Genomic DNA, 16,890 nt, shown 5'->3' with positions numbered 1-16,890 from the left:
CAAAAATATCCTCGGGGGGAATCGCGCCCAAGCGCGATGGGGGGCAGACAGCCCCCCGCCCGGTTACCTGATCAGAGCCGCTCGATAGCAAGGGCAATCCCCTGCCCACCCCCGATGCACATCGTCACCAGACCCTTGGACCCGCCAGTGCGTTCCAACTCGTACAAAGCCTTCAGTGTGATGATCGCCCCCGTCGCGCCAACCGGGTGACCCAGTGCAATCGCGCCGCCGTTCGGGTTCACCTTGCCCGCATCCAGACCCAGTTCCTGGTTGACGGCCAGAGCCTGCGCCGCAAACGCCTCATTGCTTTCGACGACATCAAAATCGCCGACGGACAGCCCGGTTCGATCCATCAGGTTTCGGACAGCAGGAACCGGCCCGATCCCCATCACTTCAGGGCGAACACCCGCATGAGCGTATCCCAGAATGCGCGCCTTGGGTTTCAAACCGGCTTTTTCAGCCGCATCCGCCGTGGCCAGAACCATCGCTGCAGCCCCATCGTTGATGCCCGAGGCATTGCCCGCCGTCACCCGCCCATCTTTCTTGAACACAGGCCGCAACCCGCCCAGAACCTCGGCAGTGGTCGATTTCGGATGCTCATCCACCTTGAAATCGACCATGTCCCGCTTGACCTTGACCTGAACCGGCGCGATCTGGCTTTCGAAATAGCCGGCCTCAATCGCCGCCGCCGCGCGGGTCTGGCTGGCCAGAGCGAAATCGTCCATCTGCTCGCGGCTGATCTGATGCTCATCGGCCACGTTCTCTGCGGTCACGCCCATATGACCGCTGCCAAACGGGCAGTTCAAAGCCCCCAGCATCATATCCAGCGAGGTCACATCCCCCATCTTCGCCCCCCAACGCGCCTGCGGCACGATATAGGGGCTGCGCGACATGCTCTCTGCCCCACCGGCAACGGCAAATTCCGCATCGCCTAGCATCAGGGCCTGCGCGGCGGACACAATTGCCTGCGCCCCAGACCCGCAAAGACGGTTTACGTTCATCGCGGGTGTTCCATCCGGAATGCCAGCCTGCATTGCAGCAACACGGGACAAATACATATCGCGCGGCTCGGTATTGATGACATGACCGAAAAACACGCTGCCAATCTGGGTCGGTTCAACGCCCGACTTCTCCATCGCCGCTTCGGTCGCAACAGTGGCAAGATCAATCGGCGCGGTTGAGGCGAGCGCCCCGCCAAAGGTGCCGATTGCGGTGCGGGCACCATCAAGAATCACGATATCCTTCATGTCTCTCCTCCTCTGGGATTTGGCGGAACTATGCATCTGCAGCGTCAGGCTGTCCCATGGAACGTACCGTCACAAGTTGAATTGACATATGGCAGTCAATAACGCATGAAATTCCGTCATGACGGAAAATACAGACGATATCCTGACACGCCTGCCCTCCCGCCTGAAAGAGGCGCGCCGGGCCAAGGGCCTGTCCCTCGAAGCCGTGGCAAACCTCAGTGGCGTTTCAAGATCGATGGTCAGCCAGATCGAGCGCGGCGAAAGCAGCCCTACGATCTCGACCCTTTGGAACCTGACACGGGCTTTGCAGGTCGATTTCGCCGGGTTGCTGGACGATACCAACAGCGCGGACCGGATCGAGGTTCTGAGGAACTCCGAGGTGCCCAGTATCGACAACATGGGGCAGAACTGCCGCATTCGCATCCTGTCCCCGCCGGAAGAAGCTGGTGGGCATGAGGTCTACGATATCCAGTTTGACAAAGACGGTGCCCTGAACAGCCAACCCCACACGCGCGGCGCACAGGAACAATTGACCGTTTTGGAAGGCGCGGTGCGCGTAACGTCGGGCTCTGCTGTCCGTGAGCTGAAACAAGGGGACACGGCCCGTTATTCGGCCGATGTGAATCACTCAATCGTCGCCGAAGAGCCTGCACGTGTTTTTCTGATCGTCAAAAACGCCTGAGAACGGCAATTTTCCGCCTTCACGGAAAATTTTCCGTAATTTTGGTAATCCCCTATTTGGGAATTTCATCCGTTATGTTAGATACGCGACTCAGAGCAAGGAGATCGCCATGGCAGATGCATTCCTGTCCCATATCACGGACACCCTCGCGCAGATCGAAGCAGAAGGTCTTTACAAGCGCGAACGAATGATCACCTCGCCGCAGGGCGGTGAGATTACGGTGGGCGGCAAACAAGTTATCAACCTGTGCGCCAACAACTATCTGGGTCTGGCCGATCACCCCGCACTGATCGACGCCGCCAAGGGCGCGATGGAGCCCAAGGGCTTCGGCATGGCCTCGGTCCGGTTCATCTGCGGCACTCAGGACATACACCGCGAGCTTGAGCAACGATTGGCAAAGTTTCTGAACAAGGATGATTCGATCCTGTTCGCCGCCTGTTTCGATGCAAACGGAGGGCTGTTTGAGCCTTTGTTAGGGCCTGAAGACGCGATTATCTCGGACAGTCTGAACCACGCCTCGATCATCGACGGCGTACGGCTGTGCAAGGCCAAGCGCTACCGGTACTTGAACAACGACATGAACGACCTCGAAGCTTGGCTGAAACAGGCGCGAGAGGACGGGGCGCGCCATATCATGATCGCCACCGATGGCGTGTTTTCGATGGATGGGTATTTGGCCAACCTGCCGAAAATCCGGGAACTGGCGGACAAGTACGATGCCATCGTCATGGTCGATGACTGTCATGCGACCGGCTTCATGGGGCCGAACGGCGCGGGTACACCGGATCATTTCGGCGTCGATGTGGATATTCTGACGGGAACCTTGGGCAAGGCACTTGGGGGGGCAATCGGCGGTTATATCGCCGGGCCGCAGCCAGTGATCGATCTGCTGCGGCAGCGGGCGCGGCCCTATCTGTTCTCGAACTCGCTGCCGCCCTCCATCGTCGCTGCCGGCCTTGAGGCCATCCGTCTGGTTGAAGAGGGCGACATGCTGCGCGCCCAGTTGTTCGGCAACGCCAAATACTGGCGCGCAGGGCTGGAAAAGCTGGGCTTCGACTTGCTGCCCGGCGAACATCCGATCATCCCGGTGATGCTGGGCGAGGCGACCCTGGCGCAGGAGATTGCATCGCGCCTGTTTGATGAAGGGGTCTATGTTTCCGGCTTCTTCTTTCCCGTTGTCCCACGCGGACAAGCGCGGATCAGAACGCAGATGAATGCGGCTCTAACAAAGGACGAATTGGACCGCGCTCTGGCAGCCTTTGGCAAGGTCGGCAAGAAGCTGGGAGTGATTTCGTGATTCTGCCCTCAATCATCGATGCCATCGGCGATACGCCTCTCGTCGAGCTGTCGCGCATTCGCCAGCACCTCGACTTGGACGGGCGCATTCTGGCCAAGCTGGACTATCTGCTGCCCGGTTTTTCCAAGAAAGACCGCGCCGCCAGATCCATCATCGAAATGGCCCGCGCGGATGGCACCCTTGCGCCGGGGCAGACGGTGGTCGAGTTGACCTCGGGCAATATGGGCACCGGTCTGGCGATTGTCTGCGGCATCCTCGGCCATCCATTCGTGGCGGTCATGAGCGCGGGAAACTCGGTCGAACGGGCGCGAATGATGCGCGCCTTGGGGGCCGAGGTGATCATCGTGCCGCAAGCGCCCGACAGCAAACCCGGCGAAGTGTCGGGGATCGATCTGGCGCTGGTGGATGAGGCCGCCCGGCACGTCACCGCCGAACGCAACGCGTTTCGTGCCGATCAATTCGGTCATTCCGGCAACCCAAAGGCGCATGAAACCGGCACTGGCCCCGAGATTTGGGAGCAATCCGGCGGCGCGGTGACGGTGTTCTGCGACTTCGCCGGGTCCGGGGGCACTCTGGCCGGGACGGCAAGTTTTCTGAACGCGCAAGGCGTGCGGTGCTATGCGGTCGAACCCGACGGGGCGCGGGCGCTGGCCGGGGAAACGGTCACCCACCCGGATCACCCGATTCAGGGCGGCGGCTATGCCATGGGCGATCTGGTTCACCTGAACGGTACCCCGCTGGCCGGGCATCTGTCGGTTTCCGGCGATACGGCGCGGGACTGCACCCGGTTGCTGGCCCGGGCCGAAGGCATTTTCGCGGGTTACTCCGCAGGGGCCAACCTGGCCGCCGCAATCGACCTGCTGCGCGGGCCGGAAAAGGGTGGCTGCATCGCCATCGTCATGTGTGACAGCGGCCTGAAATACCTGTCCACCGACTTATGGGAGTAAGGACATGCGACCGAACACCATGAAAGCGCTGGAAAAATCCCGACCCGAAGAAGGGCTGTGGATGGTGCGGGCCCCTGTCCCCGAAATCGGTCCGGACGAGGTGCTGATCCGCATCAACAAGACCGGCATCTGCGGCACCGATATCCACATCTGGAACTGGGACGACTGGGCGTCGCACACGGTGCCGGTGCCGATGATCACCGGCCACGAATTCGCCGGTGAGATCGTCGAGATCGGGCGCAACGTGACCGGGCTGGAGGTCGGGCAGCGTTGCAGCGGCGAAGGCCACCTGATCACCACCGACAGCCGCCAGAGCCGGGCGGGCAAGTTCCATCTCGACCCCGGCACGCGCGGGATCGGAGTGAATGAACAGGGCGCCTTTGCCGAATATCTGAAACTGCCCGCCTTCAACGTCGTTCCCTTGCCCGATGACGTGCCGGACGAGATCGGCGCGATCCTCGATCCGCTGGGCAACGCCGTGCACACCGCGCTGAGCTTCGATCTGCTGGGCGAGGATGTTCTGATCACCGGCGCAGGTCCCATTGGCATCATGGCCGCAGCTGTTGCGCGCCATGCGGGCGCACGGCATGTGGTGATCACCGATATCAACGCCGACCGCCTGAAGCTGGCCGAACATGTCGTGCCCACGGTGCGCACCGTCGATGTCTCGAACGAGGACTTGCAGGACGTCATCGCGGAACTGGACATGAAAGAAGGCTTCGATGTGGGGCTCGAGATGTCCGGTTCTCAGGCCGCGCTGGACCAGATGGTCGAGGCGCTGGTGATGGGTGGCAAGATCGCCCTGCTGGGCATTCCACCCGGAAAATCACCCGTCGACTGGTCGCGGATCGTGTTCAAGGCCATCACTATCAAAGGCGTCTACGGACGCGAGATGTTCGAGACCTGGTACAAGATGATCGCCATGTTGCAGAACGGTCTGGATGTCAGCCGGGTCATCACCCACCAGATGAAGGTCGACGATTTCGCAGACGGGTTTACGGCGATGAAATCGGGCCAGTCGGGCAAGGTGGTATTGGACTGGACCTGACCCTCTGGCGCTGCGCCGGTTCAGCCCCTACACATAAAGGGCGCAGGCGTTTCGGAGGAGCACATGGGCGACAAGGATGACCGGTATCTTGAGCGTGGCATCGAGGAGACTCTGGTCACCGATTTCGCGCAGACCCACCGCAAAAGTTACGGCGATTTCCTGCAGCTCAAGACATTGCTGAACCTGCAAAAGACCTTTCAGGACCCTGCGCAGCCGGATGAGATGCTGTTCATTATTATCCATCAGGTCAGCGAGCTGTGGCTGAAACTGATGCATCACCAACTGATCGAGGTGCGGCGCTTCTTGCAACAGGATGACTTTGGTCCGGCAATGAAGAACCTCGACCGGGTGAAAGCGATTCAGCGGCAGCTGATCGCGGCCTGGGAAACCCTGCTGACGATGACGCCTGCCGATTACCTGACATTTCGGCAAGCCCTTGGCAGTTCGTCAGGGTTCCAAAGCTATGGCTACCGCCAGATCGAGTTCATTTTGGGCAACAAGGATGCCTCGACCCTGAAAGTGCACGAACATGACCCTGAGGTCATGGCATTGCTGACCGATGCGCTGACCAAACCGTCGCTGTATGACGAGGTGTTGTTCATGCTGGCCCGTCAGGGGTTTGCGGTGCCGAAAGATCTTCTGGATCGCGACTTTGCGAAACCCTATTCCGGTGACGACCGTGTGGTGAAAATCTGGGTGCAGGTGTTCCGCAATACCCAGCAACACTGGGACCTCTATGCGCTGGCGGAAAAGCTGATGGATGTGGAATCCCTGTTTCAGCGCTGGCGCTTCGACCATGTCACCGCGGTGAAACGGGTGATCGGCAACCAGCCCGGCACCGGCGGGTCCAGCGGTGTCTCCTTCTTGCGCAAGGCCTTGGATCTGCGGTTCTTTCATGATCTCTACGATATGCGCACCGAACTGATGTATTCTGGGCAGGAGTAGGCGATGCTGTATCGGGGGTTCTCTCAGGAAGAATTGGAGCAGGAGTATTCTCCCAGTTCGATGATCGGCGGCGACCTAACGCCTTATTTGGATAGCTATGCAGCGCTAAGTGCACAGCATCGGGCACGGATGGAGGTAATCGGGAACGTCTCGTACGGCGAAGGCACGGCGCAGGTTCTTGATTTCTTCCCCGCAAAAGGCGCGGGCGCGCCGTTGCACGTTTTTATCCACGGCGGCTATTGGCAGGCGCTCAGCCATCGCGAGTCGGCGATGATGGCCCCGGCTTTGATTGAAGCCGAACAGTCCTTTGCGACCCTGAACTACACGCTGGCCCCGGACGCGCGCATCGGCGACATGATCGGGGAATGCCGCGACGCTTTGCTGTGGATGGCGGTGAATGCGCCTGATCTGGGCTTCGATCCGTCCCGCGTTACCCTGTCAGGACACAGCGCCGGGGCGCATCTGGCGGCGATGGTCATGGCTACGTCAGCCGATGCACTGGCCCGTGCCGGGCTGCGGATACGCGATGTGATCCTGATCAGCGGCGTCTACGATCTGGAACCGATCAGCCTGACGTCAGTCAATGACCCGCTGAATCTTACTCCGGTCGAGGTGCACGACCTGTCCCCAATCCTGCACCTGCCCGCACCCGGTCCCCGCTATCACGTGACGGTGGCTGAACGCGATACGCCCGAATTCATCCGACAAAGCCGCGATTATGCCGAACTGCTGCGCAAAGGAGGTCATTCGGTCAGTTTCGATCTGAAAAAGGGGATGCAGCATTTTGATATCGTCATGCATGCCGGGACGTTTTTGACCGCATCGCGCTAGTCAAGCGGATTGGACAGAAGCGGATTCGATCTTTGTAACGCAAACCAACACAACCAATAAAATCCGTACTTTTACGGCCTAGCCTAGAATAACCTGTTGGAGCCCAACTTGCGTTTTTCTCCTTTGCGGCCCAATGTCCGGTATCGGTTTTTAGCTGGCCAAGTGGCGGGGGCGTCAAAGTGAAGTTCAAGAAACTGTATGCGGATGCTCAAGGCGAAAGCCATTGGAAAGACATCGAAGTTGAGCTTGAAGAACAAACCTTTGCGCCACCTGCGAAAGCAATCGAGATTTCAAAGCCAGAAGCCGTCAAGCAAACCATGTTCTTGAGGCTCAAGAAGGGTTGGAATGAGCCAATTCATCCCACGCCCGTCGCTCAGAAGCTCATTTGCCTTTCTGGCTCAGTGCGTGTGACCGCCAGCGACGGGGAATTCAGGGATATTGGGCCGGGCGACGTCTGGCATATGGAAGACAAGCACGGCAAGGGTCATCACACCGTTGTAACAAGCGATGAAGATTTTCTTTCCGTGATCGTGCAGTACGAGTAGCAACGGCCGCACTGACCAAGCCCTCCTGATCAGTCAAGCGTTCGGAACGGCCTTCGGTCAGGCAGCCTTGTATGCCTCACGGCCATCTATGCGTTCTGCAGCTAAGGTACTGAGCGAGCCCAAACTGCAGGATGTTGCGTAACGCGCGAAGGTCGGCTGTGTTGCATTCCTTCGCCAGATCGCGGCGGATTTGAACACGCGGGGCATCAAAACAACACGAGGTGGCAAGTGGCACGCAGCTACTGTGCAGAAATTAATGACGGCAAAAATGGTATTGAGCGGGCAGGAAATTAGATACCTGTGTTGCCGATTGCGATCCACCGTGTCCGGCAGGTTTGATCCGCATATGCGTGCTGCTTTTGAAGTTGCCACATAATGATTTCTGATCCGAACCCCCCATGCCGTGTGCCGCCAAGTAGTGGACCAGCTTCCTCAATAAGGCGTTGATATCTTACGGGATCTTCGTCTCTTCGGACTAGTCCTGTATCCATCCGCCAAACAAACTGAAAATCGTCATCCGCGTCGTTTGCTTCTGCGGTTCCATAAACCGTTGTTTCGGTTGTAAAGAACGGCCAAGCATCTCCAGGAAGCAGAGATTTACCGTTTGGAAATTTTGGCACAACTTCGGGACGAAAGTATGGCTTGGCAAAATCAATAATTGCCTGCTTTCCAATATTCATGCCGTTCGGAAGCTGCACGCAGCGTGTTGGTATCCCCCGGGAGAATGCTAGTGCAAAGATTGCAGCACATATTCCGGCAACTAAAAGGAGGCGGAATTTACCCATAGGCACTTCGCGCGGGGTCTAGGTAGATTTGTCCTCTCAGGGTTCCTGACCAATCGTCAGTTATTGAATACGGCTCTCCGGTTTGAAGCCTTGGCCCTTGAGGTCCACGCGGTGGAAGGCCGGTGCGGCCTCGAAGATAATTGTTTAGCGGCCTGTGTATGTTCTCAAAAATCGTCTCGCCTGGATCAATGACTTCAACACCTAAGTCAGCCGGATCGGCAAATTTGTCCCCTAAGTAGAAATCTAACGAGCCTTTCATTTTGTACGGTCTGCCAAATGGATAGGTAAAGCTGCCTGTGCGTTTACTTCGTGCTTCAGTAGCAATTTGATCTTTCGGCCTTTTTTCAACTTGCGCCATGTATTCATCGACTGTTGCGGATAGATGACCGGTCTCACGTACGGTGACGCCTCTACCATTGCCGCGATAGTAGTGGCGCACAAAGTCTGTACTGCTTCAAGCGGCACCACCACCTGAGACATCCTGCAAAGTGATTTCCATAAACTCCGAAGCTTCAGGCAAATATGGTTCTGCCGTGCAGCGACATCCGTAGTCTTCCCCAGGGTGTCCGCCTTCTGGTGGATCGTCCCATGAAAAAATTCGGCCTTCGCGTTCGGCATGTGATGATCGAACCTTGCCGTCGCGCCGCGTCCGCCAGATGTAATGGGTGGCAGGCTTGGTGTTCTTCTTCTCAAACCGGATTGGCGTGCCCTTGCGCAGATATTGCACAAGGCTTCTCGATATTCTTGGGGATCAATCAGGATCATATCGCACACCAGGCCTTTTGTTCAGCACATGATTGTGCCGTTCAGCATTTTAGGAATGGTTAACCATGAATGCGCTCGTCCAGCTTAAATTCTCAATCACCTCTGGTTGTAACAGATCCTCGACGTTTCCCTTGATTTGCACTTTTTGGCCTGAATAAATGAGCCAATCGCCACCATAGCTCTAAAGCTCCTTAGATGGTCAATGGCTGGTACCGCCCTGCTTTTGCGGGTTCGTGTTGTTTGTTCGATGAAGCAGACCTTTGAGGTGTTTAGTTGAAAGGCAGCAAAGTCCCGCACAGCTGACGTATGTCAGGCTTACTTCGTTATTCGAACAAGATTGCACGGCGCGATACTGACTGGATTCAGAGAACCTCACACATGCGATCAAAGCCTCACAGGCATGCACAAAAAAACAGCGGCCAAGGCGAGCCGCTGTTTTCTTGTTTTACTGTGTATCCGGATCAATCCAGCGTCCGAGTAACCTCTTCGCGCTCGAAGATTTCGATCACGTCGCCCTGGCGGATATCGTCGTAGTTCTCGAACGCCATACCGCATTCCTGACCCGACTGTACCTCAGCCACTTCGTCCTTGAAGCGCTTCAGCGTCTTCAGCGTGCCTTCGTGGATCACCACGTTGTCGCGCAGCAGGCGGACGCCTGCGGAACGACGCGCCACGCCTTCGGTGACCAGACAGCCGGCAACCTTGCCGACGCCGGTAACCTTGAAGACTTCGCGGATCTCGGCATACCCGATGAACTTCTCGCGAATCTCGGCGCTCAGCAGGCCAGATGCGGCGGCTTTCACGTCATCCACAAGGTCATAGATCACCGAGTAGTAACGGATCTCGACACCCTTCTGGTTTGCGGTATTCCGCGCCGAAGCATTGGCTCGAACGTTGAAGCCAAAGATCGGTGCACCCGAGGCTTCGGCCAGACCGACATCCGTCTCGGTGATTGCACCAACGCCCGAGTGCAGAACGCGTACGCGCACCTCGTCGTTGCCGATCTTTTCCATCGCCTGAACGATGGCTTCGGCCGAACCCTGAACGTCCGCTTTCATCAGAATGGGCAGCTCGGTGACGTTTTCGTCTTCCTTGGCCTTCTGCATCAGCTGCTCAAGGGTTGTTGCGGCACCAGCGGCGGCGCGTTTGTCCTTGGCGGCTTGCTCACGATATTCAGCGATCTCACGGGCTTGCGCTTCGGTCTCTGTCACGTTCAGAACGTCACCGGCCTCGGGCGTGCCGTTGAGACCCAGAACCTCGACCGGAACCGAGGGGCCGGCTTCCTTCACACGGTCGCCCTTGTCGTTGATCAGCGCACGGACCTTACCGTACTGCTCACCCACAACAAAGATATCGCCTTGGCGCAGCGTGCCGTTCTGAACCAGAACGGTGGCCACGGGGCCGCGGCCCACATCCAGCTGCGCCTCGATCACGGCACCTTGGGCGGCGCGGTCGGGGTTGGCTTTCAATTCCAGAATCTCGGCCTGCAGCGCGATGGCTTCCAGCAGTTCATCCAGACCCTGACCGGTGATGGCGGACACTTCGACGTCCTGAACCTCACCCGACATCTTCTCGACGATGACTTCATGCTGCAACAGATCAGTGCGGACCTTGTCGGGGTTCGCATCCGGCTTGTCGACTTTGTTGATCGCCACGATCATCGGCACCTCGGCCGCCTTGGCGTGGTTGATCGCTTCGATGGTCTGCGGCATCACCGCATCGTCGGCTGCAACAACCAGAACCACGATATCCGTGACCTGAGCACCGCGCGAACGCATAGACGTAAACGCTGCGTGGCCCGGAGTATCAAGGAATGTCAGCGTAGTGCCACCATCGGTTTTCACCTGATAGGCACCGATGTGCTGGGTGATACCACCGGCCTCACCTGCCACAACGCGCGCGTCGCGGATTGCGTCCAGCAACGAGGTCTTACCGTGGTCGACGTGACCCATGATGGTGATGACCGGCGGACGCGGCTGCAGATCGTCTTCGCTGTCTTCGACCTCTTTGATGACGTCCTCAACATCCGAATCGGATACGCGGGTGACCTTGTGGCCAAACTCTTCGATGATCAGTTCGGCGGTGTCTGCGTCGATGGTCTGGTTCTGAGTGACCATCATGCCCATTTGCATCAGCGATTTGACAACGTCAGCCACGCGTTCAGCCATACGGTTGGCTAGTTCCGAAACCATGATGGCCTCGGGCAGTTGAACGTCACGAATGACCTTTTCGCGTTCGACCGAACCGCCCATGGCTTTCTGACGCGCGCGCTCTTGCTTGCGCTTCATCGCGGCCATCGAACGTTGGCGATTGCCTTCACCACCGGTGGCCTGACCCAGTGTCAGCTTGCCGGAACGGCGATTGTCGTCACGGCCTTTGCCTCGACCGCGCTGTTCGCGTTCGCGGTCCTGCTTGCGCGGAGCGGCCGCTGGCGCAGGCTTGCTGGCCGGGGCGCGTGCCGCTTTGGGTTCTTCGGGCGCGGGGGCGGCTGCGGCGCGTTTGGCGGCTTCTTCCGCCTCTTTGCGCTTGCGCTCTTCCTCTTCGGCCTTCTGACGCGCGCGCTCTTCAGCCTCACGCTGTTCGCGCTCTTTGGCTTCCTGCTCCGCACGACGGCGGGCGCGCTCTTCCTCACGCGCTTTTTCGGCCGCCTCGCGGGCCGCGGCCTCTTCGGCCTCACGTGCCTTGGCAGCCTGCAATGCTTTCATCCGGCGGGCCATTTCCGCGTCGGAAATCCCGGCAGGGCGGCGCGACGGATCACCCGACGGCGTCGCTCCGCCACCCGGCTTGCTGGCACCCGGCTTGGGGACCACCACGCGCTTGCGTTTGGTTTCCACCACGACATTCTTGGTGCGTCCGTGGCTGAAACTCTGTTTCACATTTCCGGGGCGTGCCCCGCCACGAAGACCCAATGTCTTTTTGCCGTCATTATCGCTCATAAAGCTTCTTACCCTTCCGCGCGGCCCCTGCCGCCGTCATCCGTTTCGCGCAAGCCACGCAGGCGCTGCGCTTCCTCTACAACACGTTTGGCGAGTCCGCCAGAGGCCAAGGCCGCATGAATCACGGTTTGGCGCCCAAATGCCGCTCCAAGCTCGTCTGCCGTCAGCCAGCCGATGTATTTGCCGAAGTGCGGCGTGCTGAGTTTCGACTTGCCGCGTCCCGATCCATCCGAGGCCTGAATCAGCACCTGAGCCTCTTCCCGGTCCAGCCACGTCTTGACCTTTTCATACCCGGCGACTGCATCGCCGGATTTGCGCGCCAGGCTGATCAGCTCGATCACCCTCCGCGCCACCTGTTTTTCGACCTCATCGGTCAGGTCCTGTTGCGCCGTCACCTGTGCCTTGAACCCGCGTGAGAACAATTTCTTGCTCACAGCCTTGTCCAACGCCGCCCGGTCCGCCGCCACGTAGACCCCGCGCCCCGGCAGCTTTGCCGCGACATCCGGAAAAACCTGACCATCCGGCCCCGTCACAAAGCGGATCAGCCCGTATTTGGGTTGAATCTCGCCCGTGGCGATGCACTTGCGTTCGGGGCCTTCCGACCGATCCTTATGGACGCCACCGCGACCCATGTCAGCCACCCGAGGCCTGAGATCAGGCCTCGGCCTCCTCTTCAGCAATGTCGCCGTCTTCTTCGGCCTGCTCCAGCTCAGCCGGATCAACCCAGCCCAGCATGATACGCGCGGTCATGACCAGATCCTGCGCCTCTTCCAGCGTTACGCCGAAGGGCTCCAGAACACCGTCATCCTTGATACGCTCACCATCGACCGTGGTCCAGCCACCGGCCAGTTCCCAGTCGGCACAGGTTGCGAAGTCTTCCAGCGTCTTCACATCGTCCTTGGCCAGCGCCTCTACCATCTGGGGTGTCAGGCCTTCGAATTCAATAAGGCTGTCCTCGGCACCCAGTGCGCGCGCCGCATCCAGCGCCGCCTTGGCCTGAGCTTCCAGGAATTCGCGCGCACGGGCCTGCAATTCGTTTGCCGTGCCTTCGTCGACGCCGTCGATCACCAGCAGTTCTTCAAGCTCGACATAGGCCACTTCTTCCAGGTTGGTGAACCCTTCGGAAACCAGCAGTTGCGCAAAGAATTCGTCCAGATCCAGGCTGTCCATGAACAGCTTGGTGCGGGCTTCAAATTCTTTCTGACGGCGCGCAGATTCCTCGGCCTCGGTCATGATATCGATGTCGAGGTTGGTCAACTGGCTGGCCAGACGCACGTTCTGACCACGGCGACCGATGGCGAGGCTCAGCTGCTCCTCAGGGACCACAACTTCGATCTTGCCGGCTTCTTCGTCCAGAACCACTTTGGAAACTTCGGCGGGCTGCAACGCGTTCACAAGGAAGGTCGGCTGATCTTCGTTCCACGGAATGATGTCGATCTTTTCACCCTGCAGCTCGTTCACAACGGCCTGCACACGGCTGCCGCGCATACCGACGCAAGCGCCGACGGGATCAATAGAGCCGTCATATGAGATCACGGCAATCTTGGCGCGCGAACCGGGGTCACGGGCCACGGCCTTGACCTCGATGATGCCGTCATAGATTTCCGGCACTTCCATCTTGAACAGTTCGGCCATGAATTCGGGCGCGGTGCGCGACAGGAAGATCTGGTGGCCACGGACCTCGCGGCGGACTTCCTTGATGTAGGCGCGCACGCGGTCATTCGGGCGATAGCTTTCGCGGCCGATCTTGTCATTGCGGCGCAGAACAGCCTCGGCACCGCCCAGATCGACGATGACATTGCCAAATTCTTCACGCTTGACCGCGCCGTTGATGATGGTGCCCGCACGATCCTTGAATTCTTCGTACTGACGATCACGTTCCGCTTCGCGGACCTTCTGCAGAATCACCTGCTTGGCGGATTGCGCCGCGATCCGACCCATTTCAACCGGCGGCACTTCTTCAACGAAGACGTCACCAACCTCGGGCGCTTCCATGTACTGACGCGCCTGTTCGACAGTCATCTCGGCCTGATAGTTCTCAAGCTCTTCATCCTCGACCACGGTGCGCACGCGGGTAAAGGTCGCCTTGCCGGTTTTGCGGTCGATCGACACGCGGATGTCCATTTCCGCGCCATAACGGCTCTTGGCGGCACGGGCGAGCGATTCCTCCATCGCTTCGACAACCAGACCGGGGTCGATCATCTTTTCGCGGGCCACGGCCTCGGCGGTCTGCAGCAGCTCCAGCTGGTTGGCTGAGGTGATTGCCATCAGTTCGTCTCCTCTTCGGACCCTTCGGTCTCAATCTCGTCGAAAGCGTTTTCGTTCAGGGCACCGGCGTCCTTGCGCTGGCGCAGCATTTCCTTGATCAGGTCATCGGTCAGGACCAGCTTGGCATCGCTCAGCCAGTCGAATTGCAGACCGATGGTGATGGTCTCGTCCCCCTCGGGGATGTTGATCAGCACCTCATCTCCTTCTATGCCGGCCAATTCGCCTTTGAAGCGGCGGCGGCCGTCGATCAGTTCGGCGGTTTCGATCTTGGCCTCATATCCCTCGAAGGTCTCGAAATCCTTGAGGCGAGTCAGGGGGCGGTCGATACCGGGGCTCGATACCTCAAGCGTATAGGCGTCAAGAATCGGGTCCTCGACGTCCAGCGTGGCGCTGACCGCGTTCGAGATTTCGGCGCAGTCATCCACTTCGATGCCACCATCGGGCTTGTCAGCCATGATCTGCAGCGTGGTCTGCTTGCCGCTCATCAGGCGAATGCGGACCAGCTCATAACCCAGATCTTCGATCACGGGGGTGATGATCTCGGCCAGTCGCCGGTCAATGGCTGCTTTGGCTATCAGGTCGTTTGTCATCTGGTACTCTACCCTGTCATTCGGGCACAAAAAAACGGGCGCGCGGCCCGTCGAAATTTCCGGTGGAGCCCCGGACCAGAAGTCCAACGCGCCGCTGTTGAAACTGCATATACGCAGGATGGTCCGAGTCTGCAACCCCCGGCAGGAGTCGCAATCGGATTTACACCGTCCACCACCGTTCCGCGATACGGCCATCGTCCAGCGCCCGGTTCCCGGCAATCTGGCGCGGCATCCCGACGGCACCCGATACCGCAAGGGCCATATCCGCCTCGGAGGGGTGGAAACGGACGCCGCGCGTACCCCGTATCTCAACCCGATCCGGTAGTGCCGCGATATCGACATAACCGTCCCGCAGCGCTTCGGCCCGGACAGCCGCATCGGGGATCACGATAACCTCGACCGCATCGGCCCATCCGGCCTGACCGTCCTTGTAATGCCCCTCGACCCGGCGACCCAGAAAATGGCGGCCATCCTCGGCGCGCTCGACACGATAGCAGCCGGTGCCATTGGCATTGCGCAACGGCGTGACACCTTCAGCACCGCGCGTGACGACAAAGCGGCTGTCAGCCAACAGGAATGGCAGGCCCGGGTCGGTTTCGGCCAGTTCCAACAGCACACGGTTGGGGGCAAGTGCCTCGGCCCGTCCAACTTCGGCCAGAACCGCAGTGACATCCGCAATGTCCAACGGTGCGCCATCATGGAACACCGCATTGTCACGCAGATCAAAGCTCCAGACCCTTGCCTCGGCATCGGTTTGCCAGCCTGTTGCAAGCTCGCCCCGCAACGTGCCGTCCGGCGCGATCTCGGTCAGGGTATCGAACACGGCCCCGCGCGCCACTTGCTCAAGGCTGTCATCGCGGGGCACAGCCAGCCGCAAAGTGCCGCCCTTTTTCGGCGTACCGGCAAGGGATGCACCTGTCGCTGCAAGCAGTGCGGCAGCAGCACCAGAGGCAAACAGGGCGCGGCGGTCGATCCGGGTCATGCCAAGCCCTCCGCCACGCGGTCCATGATTCGGACCAGCTCAGCACTGATCCCGGGTTCCGAAAGCGCATGACCCGCCTGACGCACCATCTTCAACTCGACATTGGGCCAGCGTTCAGCCAGCGACCATGCGGCCTGAGGCGGGCAGATCATGTCATAGCGCCCCTGAACGATGTGGCCGGGAATATGCGCGATCCGGTCCATCTGTTCCAGAATCTGCCCATCCGTTTCCAGAAACGCCTTGTTGGTGAAATAATGGTTTTCGAGTCGCGCAAAGGTACGCGCGTATTCTCCGGGGCTTTCACCCACCGACCCATTGGTGTGGATCGAGGCCAGCGCGTTTTCCCAATGCGACCATGCACGCGCATAGAGGATCTCTGTCGCGCGGTCGCCTGAAAACAGGCGCTTGTTATACGCGGCAATGGTGTCTTCAAGTTCGACCTCGGGCAGCAGAGACGTGAATTTCTGCCATTGCTCGGGCCAGAACCGCCCAGCGCCGCCGCCATAAAACCAGTCCAGCTCGGCCTGAGTCGCCAGGAACACCCCGCGCAGCACCAACCGGCTGACGCGGTCGGGATGTGTCTGGGCATAGATCAGCGCCAGAGTCGCCCCCCAGCTGCCACCAAAGGCGATCCATTCTTCAATTTCGAACAATTTGCGCAACCGTTCGATATCGGCAACCAGATGCCAGGTCGTATTGTCTTCGACCGAGGCCGTCGGGCGCGACCGCCCACATCCGCGCTGGTCAAACAGAATCACTCTGTAAGCCTGCGGATCGAAATACCGCCGCATCGCCGGGCTGCAGCCACCACCGGGGCCCCCGTGCAGAATCACAACGGGTATCCCATCGGGATTGCCACATTGTTCCACATATATACGGTGCCCATCGCCCATATCGACCATGCGCTGATCGAAAGGGTCGATCGGCGGGTACAGATATTGAACTGCGCGCTTTTGGTCCGGGTACTTGTCCATTATGGGCCTATATAGTCCTTAAGCGTAAAAGAGCACACGGAGACAGGA

The 16,890-nt window shown here is 59.2% G+C and carries 17 protein-coding genes; 8 read left to right on the top strand and 9 right to left on the bottom strand.

The window, feature by feature from the left end:
• Positions 1-71: 71 nt before the first annotated feature.
• Positions 72-1,247, bottom strand: coding sequence for an acetyl-CoA C-acyltransferase family protein (locus ACR0LF_RS12910; protein ID WP_480577953.1), 1,176 nt, complete (start codon positions 1,245-1,247; stop codon positions 72-74).
• Between the two features lie 118 nt (positions 1,248-1,365).
• Between ACR0LF_RS12910 and ACR0LF_RS12905 the strand changes: the two genes are divergently transcribed.
• The 8 genes from ACR0LF_RS12905 (at position 1,366) to ACR0LF_RS12870 (ending at position 7,918) form a co-directional block, all read left to right on the top strand.
• Positions 1,366-1,929, top strand: a complete 564-nt coding sequence (locus ACR0LF_RS12905; protein ID WP_480577950.1) for a helix-turn-helix domain-containing protein — start codon at positions 1,366-1,368, stop codon at positions 1,927-1,929.
• Positions 1,930-2,038: 109 nt separating this feature from the next.
• Complete coding sequence (locus ACR0LF_RS12900) at positions 2,039-3,226, top strand: glycine C-acetyltransferase (RefSeq protein WP_480577947.1); 1,188 nt, start codon at positions 2,039-2,041, stop codon at positions 3,224-3,226.
• The gene (locus ACR0LF_RS12895) at positions 3,223-4,173 is read left to right on the top strand and encodes a PLP-dependent cysteine synthase family protein (RefSeq protein ID WP_480577944.1); all 951 of its coding nucleotides are present in this window, start codon (positions 3,223-3,225) and stop codon (positions 4,171-4,173) included. Before ACR0LF_RS12900 ends, ACR0LF_RS12895 begins: the two co-directional genes overlap by 4 nt.
• Before the next feature lie 19 nt (positions 4,174-4,192).
• The gene (tdh, locus tag ACR0LF_RS12890) at positions 4,193-5,221 is read left to right on the top strand and encodes an L-threonine 3-dehydrogenase (protein WP_480578060.1); all 1,029 of its coding nucleotides are present in this window, start codon (positions 4,193-4,195) and stop codon (positions 5,219-5,221) included.
• Positions 5,222-5,284: 63 nt separating this feature from the next.
• On the top strand, positions 5,285-6,166 hold the full coding sequence (locus ACR0LF_RS12885; protein ID WP_480577941.1) for a tryptophan 2,3-dioxygenase: 882 nt from the start codon (positions 5,285-5,287) through the stop codon (positions 6,164-6,166).
• A 3-nt stretch (positions 6,167-6,169) separates the two neighbouring features.
• The gene (locus ACR0LF_RS12880) at positions 6,170-6,997 is read left to right on the top strand and encodes an alpha/beta hydrolase (protein ID WP_480577938.1); all 828 of its coding nucleotides are present in this window, start codon (positions 6,170-6,172) and stop codon (positions 6,995-6,997) included.
• A gap of 179 nt (positions 6,998-7,176) precedes the next feature.
• Positions 7,177-7,542, top strand: coding sequence for a cupin domain-containing protein (locus ACR0LF_RS12875; RefSeq protein WP_480577935.1), 366 nt, complete (start codon positions 7,177-7,179; stop codon positions 7,540-7,542).
• 178 nt (positions 7,543-7,720) lie between these two features.
• Positions 7,721-7,918 (top strand): hypothetical protein, encoded by a 198-nt coding sequence (locus tag ACR0LF_RS12870; RefSeq protein WP_480578057.1) that lies wholly within the window; start codon positions 7,721-7,723, stop codon positions 7,916-7,918.
• Here the strand turns inward: ACR0LF_RS12870 and ACR0LF_RS12865 are convergent.
• From ACR0LF_RS12865 to pip, 8 genes are all read right to left on the bottom strand, one after another.
• Positions 7,833-8,327, bottom strand: a complete 495-nt coding sequence (locus tag ACR0LF_RS12865) for a hypothetical protein (protein ID WP_480577933.1) — start codon at positions 8,325-8,327, stop codon at positions 7,833-7,835. The two genes, ACR0LF_RS12870 and ACR0LF_RS12865, sit on opposite strands and share 86 nt — an antisense overlap.
• 255 nt (positions 8,328-8,582) lie before the next feature.
• Complete coding sequence (locus ACR0LF_RS12860; RefSeq protein ID WP_480577930.1) at positions 8,583-9,092, bottom strand: hypothetical protein; 510 nt, start codon at positions 9,090-9,092, stop codon at positions 8,583-8,585.
• Positions 9,093-9,553: 461 nt separating this feature from the next.
• Positions 9,554-12,028, bottom strand: a complete 2,475-nt coding sequence (gene infB / locus ACR0LF_RS12855) for a translation initiation factor IF-2 (protein ID WP_480577927.1) — start codon at positions 12,026-12,028, stop codon at positions 9,554-9,556.
• 8 nt (positions 12,029-12,036) lie between these two features.
• On the bottom strand, positions 12,037-12,660 hold the full coding sequence (locus ACR0LF_RS12850; protein ID WP_480577924.1) for an RNA-binding protein: 624 nt from the start codon (positions 12,658-12,660) through the stop codon (positions 12,037-12,039).
• A 22-nt stretch (positions 12,661-12,682) separates the two neighbouring features.
• The gene (gene nusA / locus ACR0LF_RS12845; protein WP_480577921.1) at positions 12,683-14,296 is read right to left on the bottom strand and encodes a transcription termination factor NusA; all 1,614 of its coding nucleotides are present in this window, start codon (positions 14,294-14,296) and stop codon (positions 12,683-12,685) included.
• A complete protein-coding gene (gene rimP, locus ACR0LF_RS12840) occupies positions 14,296-14,886 on the bottom strand; it encodes a ribosome maturation factor RimP (protein ID WP_152459779.1) in 591 nt (196 codons plus the stop codon). Before rimP ends, nusA begins: the two co-directional genes overlap by 1 nt.
• A gap of 160 nt (positions 14,887-15,046) precedes the next feature.
• Positions 15,047-15,868: an ABC transporter substrate-binding protein gene (locus ACR0LF_RS12835; protein ID WP_480577919.1), complete on the bottom strand. Its 822-nt coding sequence runs from the start codon at positions 15,866-15,868 to the stop codon at positions 15,047-15,049.
• Entirely contained in the window at positions 15,865-16,842 is a 978-nt protein-coding gene (gene pip / locus ACR0LF_RS12830; RefSeq protein ID WP_480577916.1) for a prolyl aminopeptidase, read from the bottom strand. The genes ACR0LF_RS12835 and pip overlap by 4 nt, the downstream gene beginning before the upstream one ends.
• Between the last annotated feature and the right edge of the window lie 48 nt (positions 16,843-16,890).

This window comes from Ruegeria sp. E8 (genome assembly GCF_056533985.1).
The sequence above is the reverse complement of the archived record's forward strand: the minus strand, read 5'-3'. Positions and strand labels throughout refer to the sequence as shown.

Bases quoted from the DNA above. Each gene is read 5' to 3' on its own strand.
- ACR0LF_RS12910 (WP_480577953.1), bottom strand. From the start codon at position 1,247: ATGAAGGATATCGTGATTCTTGATGGTGCCCGCACCGCAATCGGCACC.
- ACR0LF_RS12905 (WP_480577950.1), top strand. From the start codon at position 1,366: ATGACGGAAAATACAGACGATATCCTGACACGCCTGCCCTCCCGCCTG.
- ACR0LF_RS12900 (WP_480577947.1), top strand. From the start codon at position 2,039: ATGGCAGATGCATTCCTGTCCCATATCACGGACACCCTCGCGCAGATC.
- tdh (WP_480578060.1), top strand. From the start codon at position 4,193: ATGAAAGCGCTGGAAAAATCCCGACCCGAAGAAGGGCTGTGGATGGTG.
- ACR0LF_RS12885 (WP_480577941.1), top strand. From the start codon at position 5,285: ATGGGCGACAAGGATGACCGGTATCTTGAGCGTGGCATCGAGGAGACT.
- ACR0LF_RS12880 (WP_480577938.1), top strand. From the start codon at position 6,170: ATGCTGTATCGGGGGTTCTCTCAGGAAGAATTGGAGCAGGAGTATTCT.
- ACR0LF_RS12865 (WP_480577933.1), bottom strand. From the start codon at position 8,327: ATGGGTAAATTCCGCCTCCTTTTAGTTGCCGGAATATGTGCTGCAATC.
- ACR0LF_RS12860 (WP_480577930.1), bottom strand. From the start codon at position 9,092: ATGATCCTGATTGATCCCCAAGAATATCGAGAAGCCTTGTGCAATATC.
- infB (WP_480577927.1), bottom strand. From the start codon at position 12,028: ATGAGCGATAATGACGGCAAAAAGACATTGGGTCTTCGTGGCGGGGCA.
- ACR0LF_RS12850 (WP_480577924.1), bottom strand. From the start codon at position 12,660: ATGGGTCGCGGTGGCGTCCATAAGGATCGGTCGGAAGGCCCCGAACGC.
- nusA (WP_480577921.1), bottom strand. From the start codon at position 14,296: ATGGCAATCACCTCAGCCAACCAGCTGGAGCTGCTGCAGACCGCCGAG.
- rimP (WP_152459779.1), bottom strand. From the start codon at position 14,886: ATGACAAACGACCTGATAGCCAAAGCAGCCATTGACCGGCGACTGGCC.
- ACR0LF_RS12835 (WP_480577919.1), bottom strand. From the start codon at position 15,868: ATGACCCGGATCGACCGCCGCGCCCTGTTTGCCTCTGGTGCTGCTGCC.
- pip (WP_480577916.1), bottom strand. From the start codon at position 16,842: ATGGACAAGTACCCGGACCAAAAGCGCGCAGTTCAATATCTGTACCCG.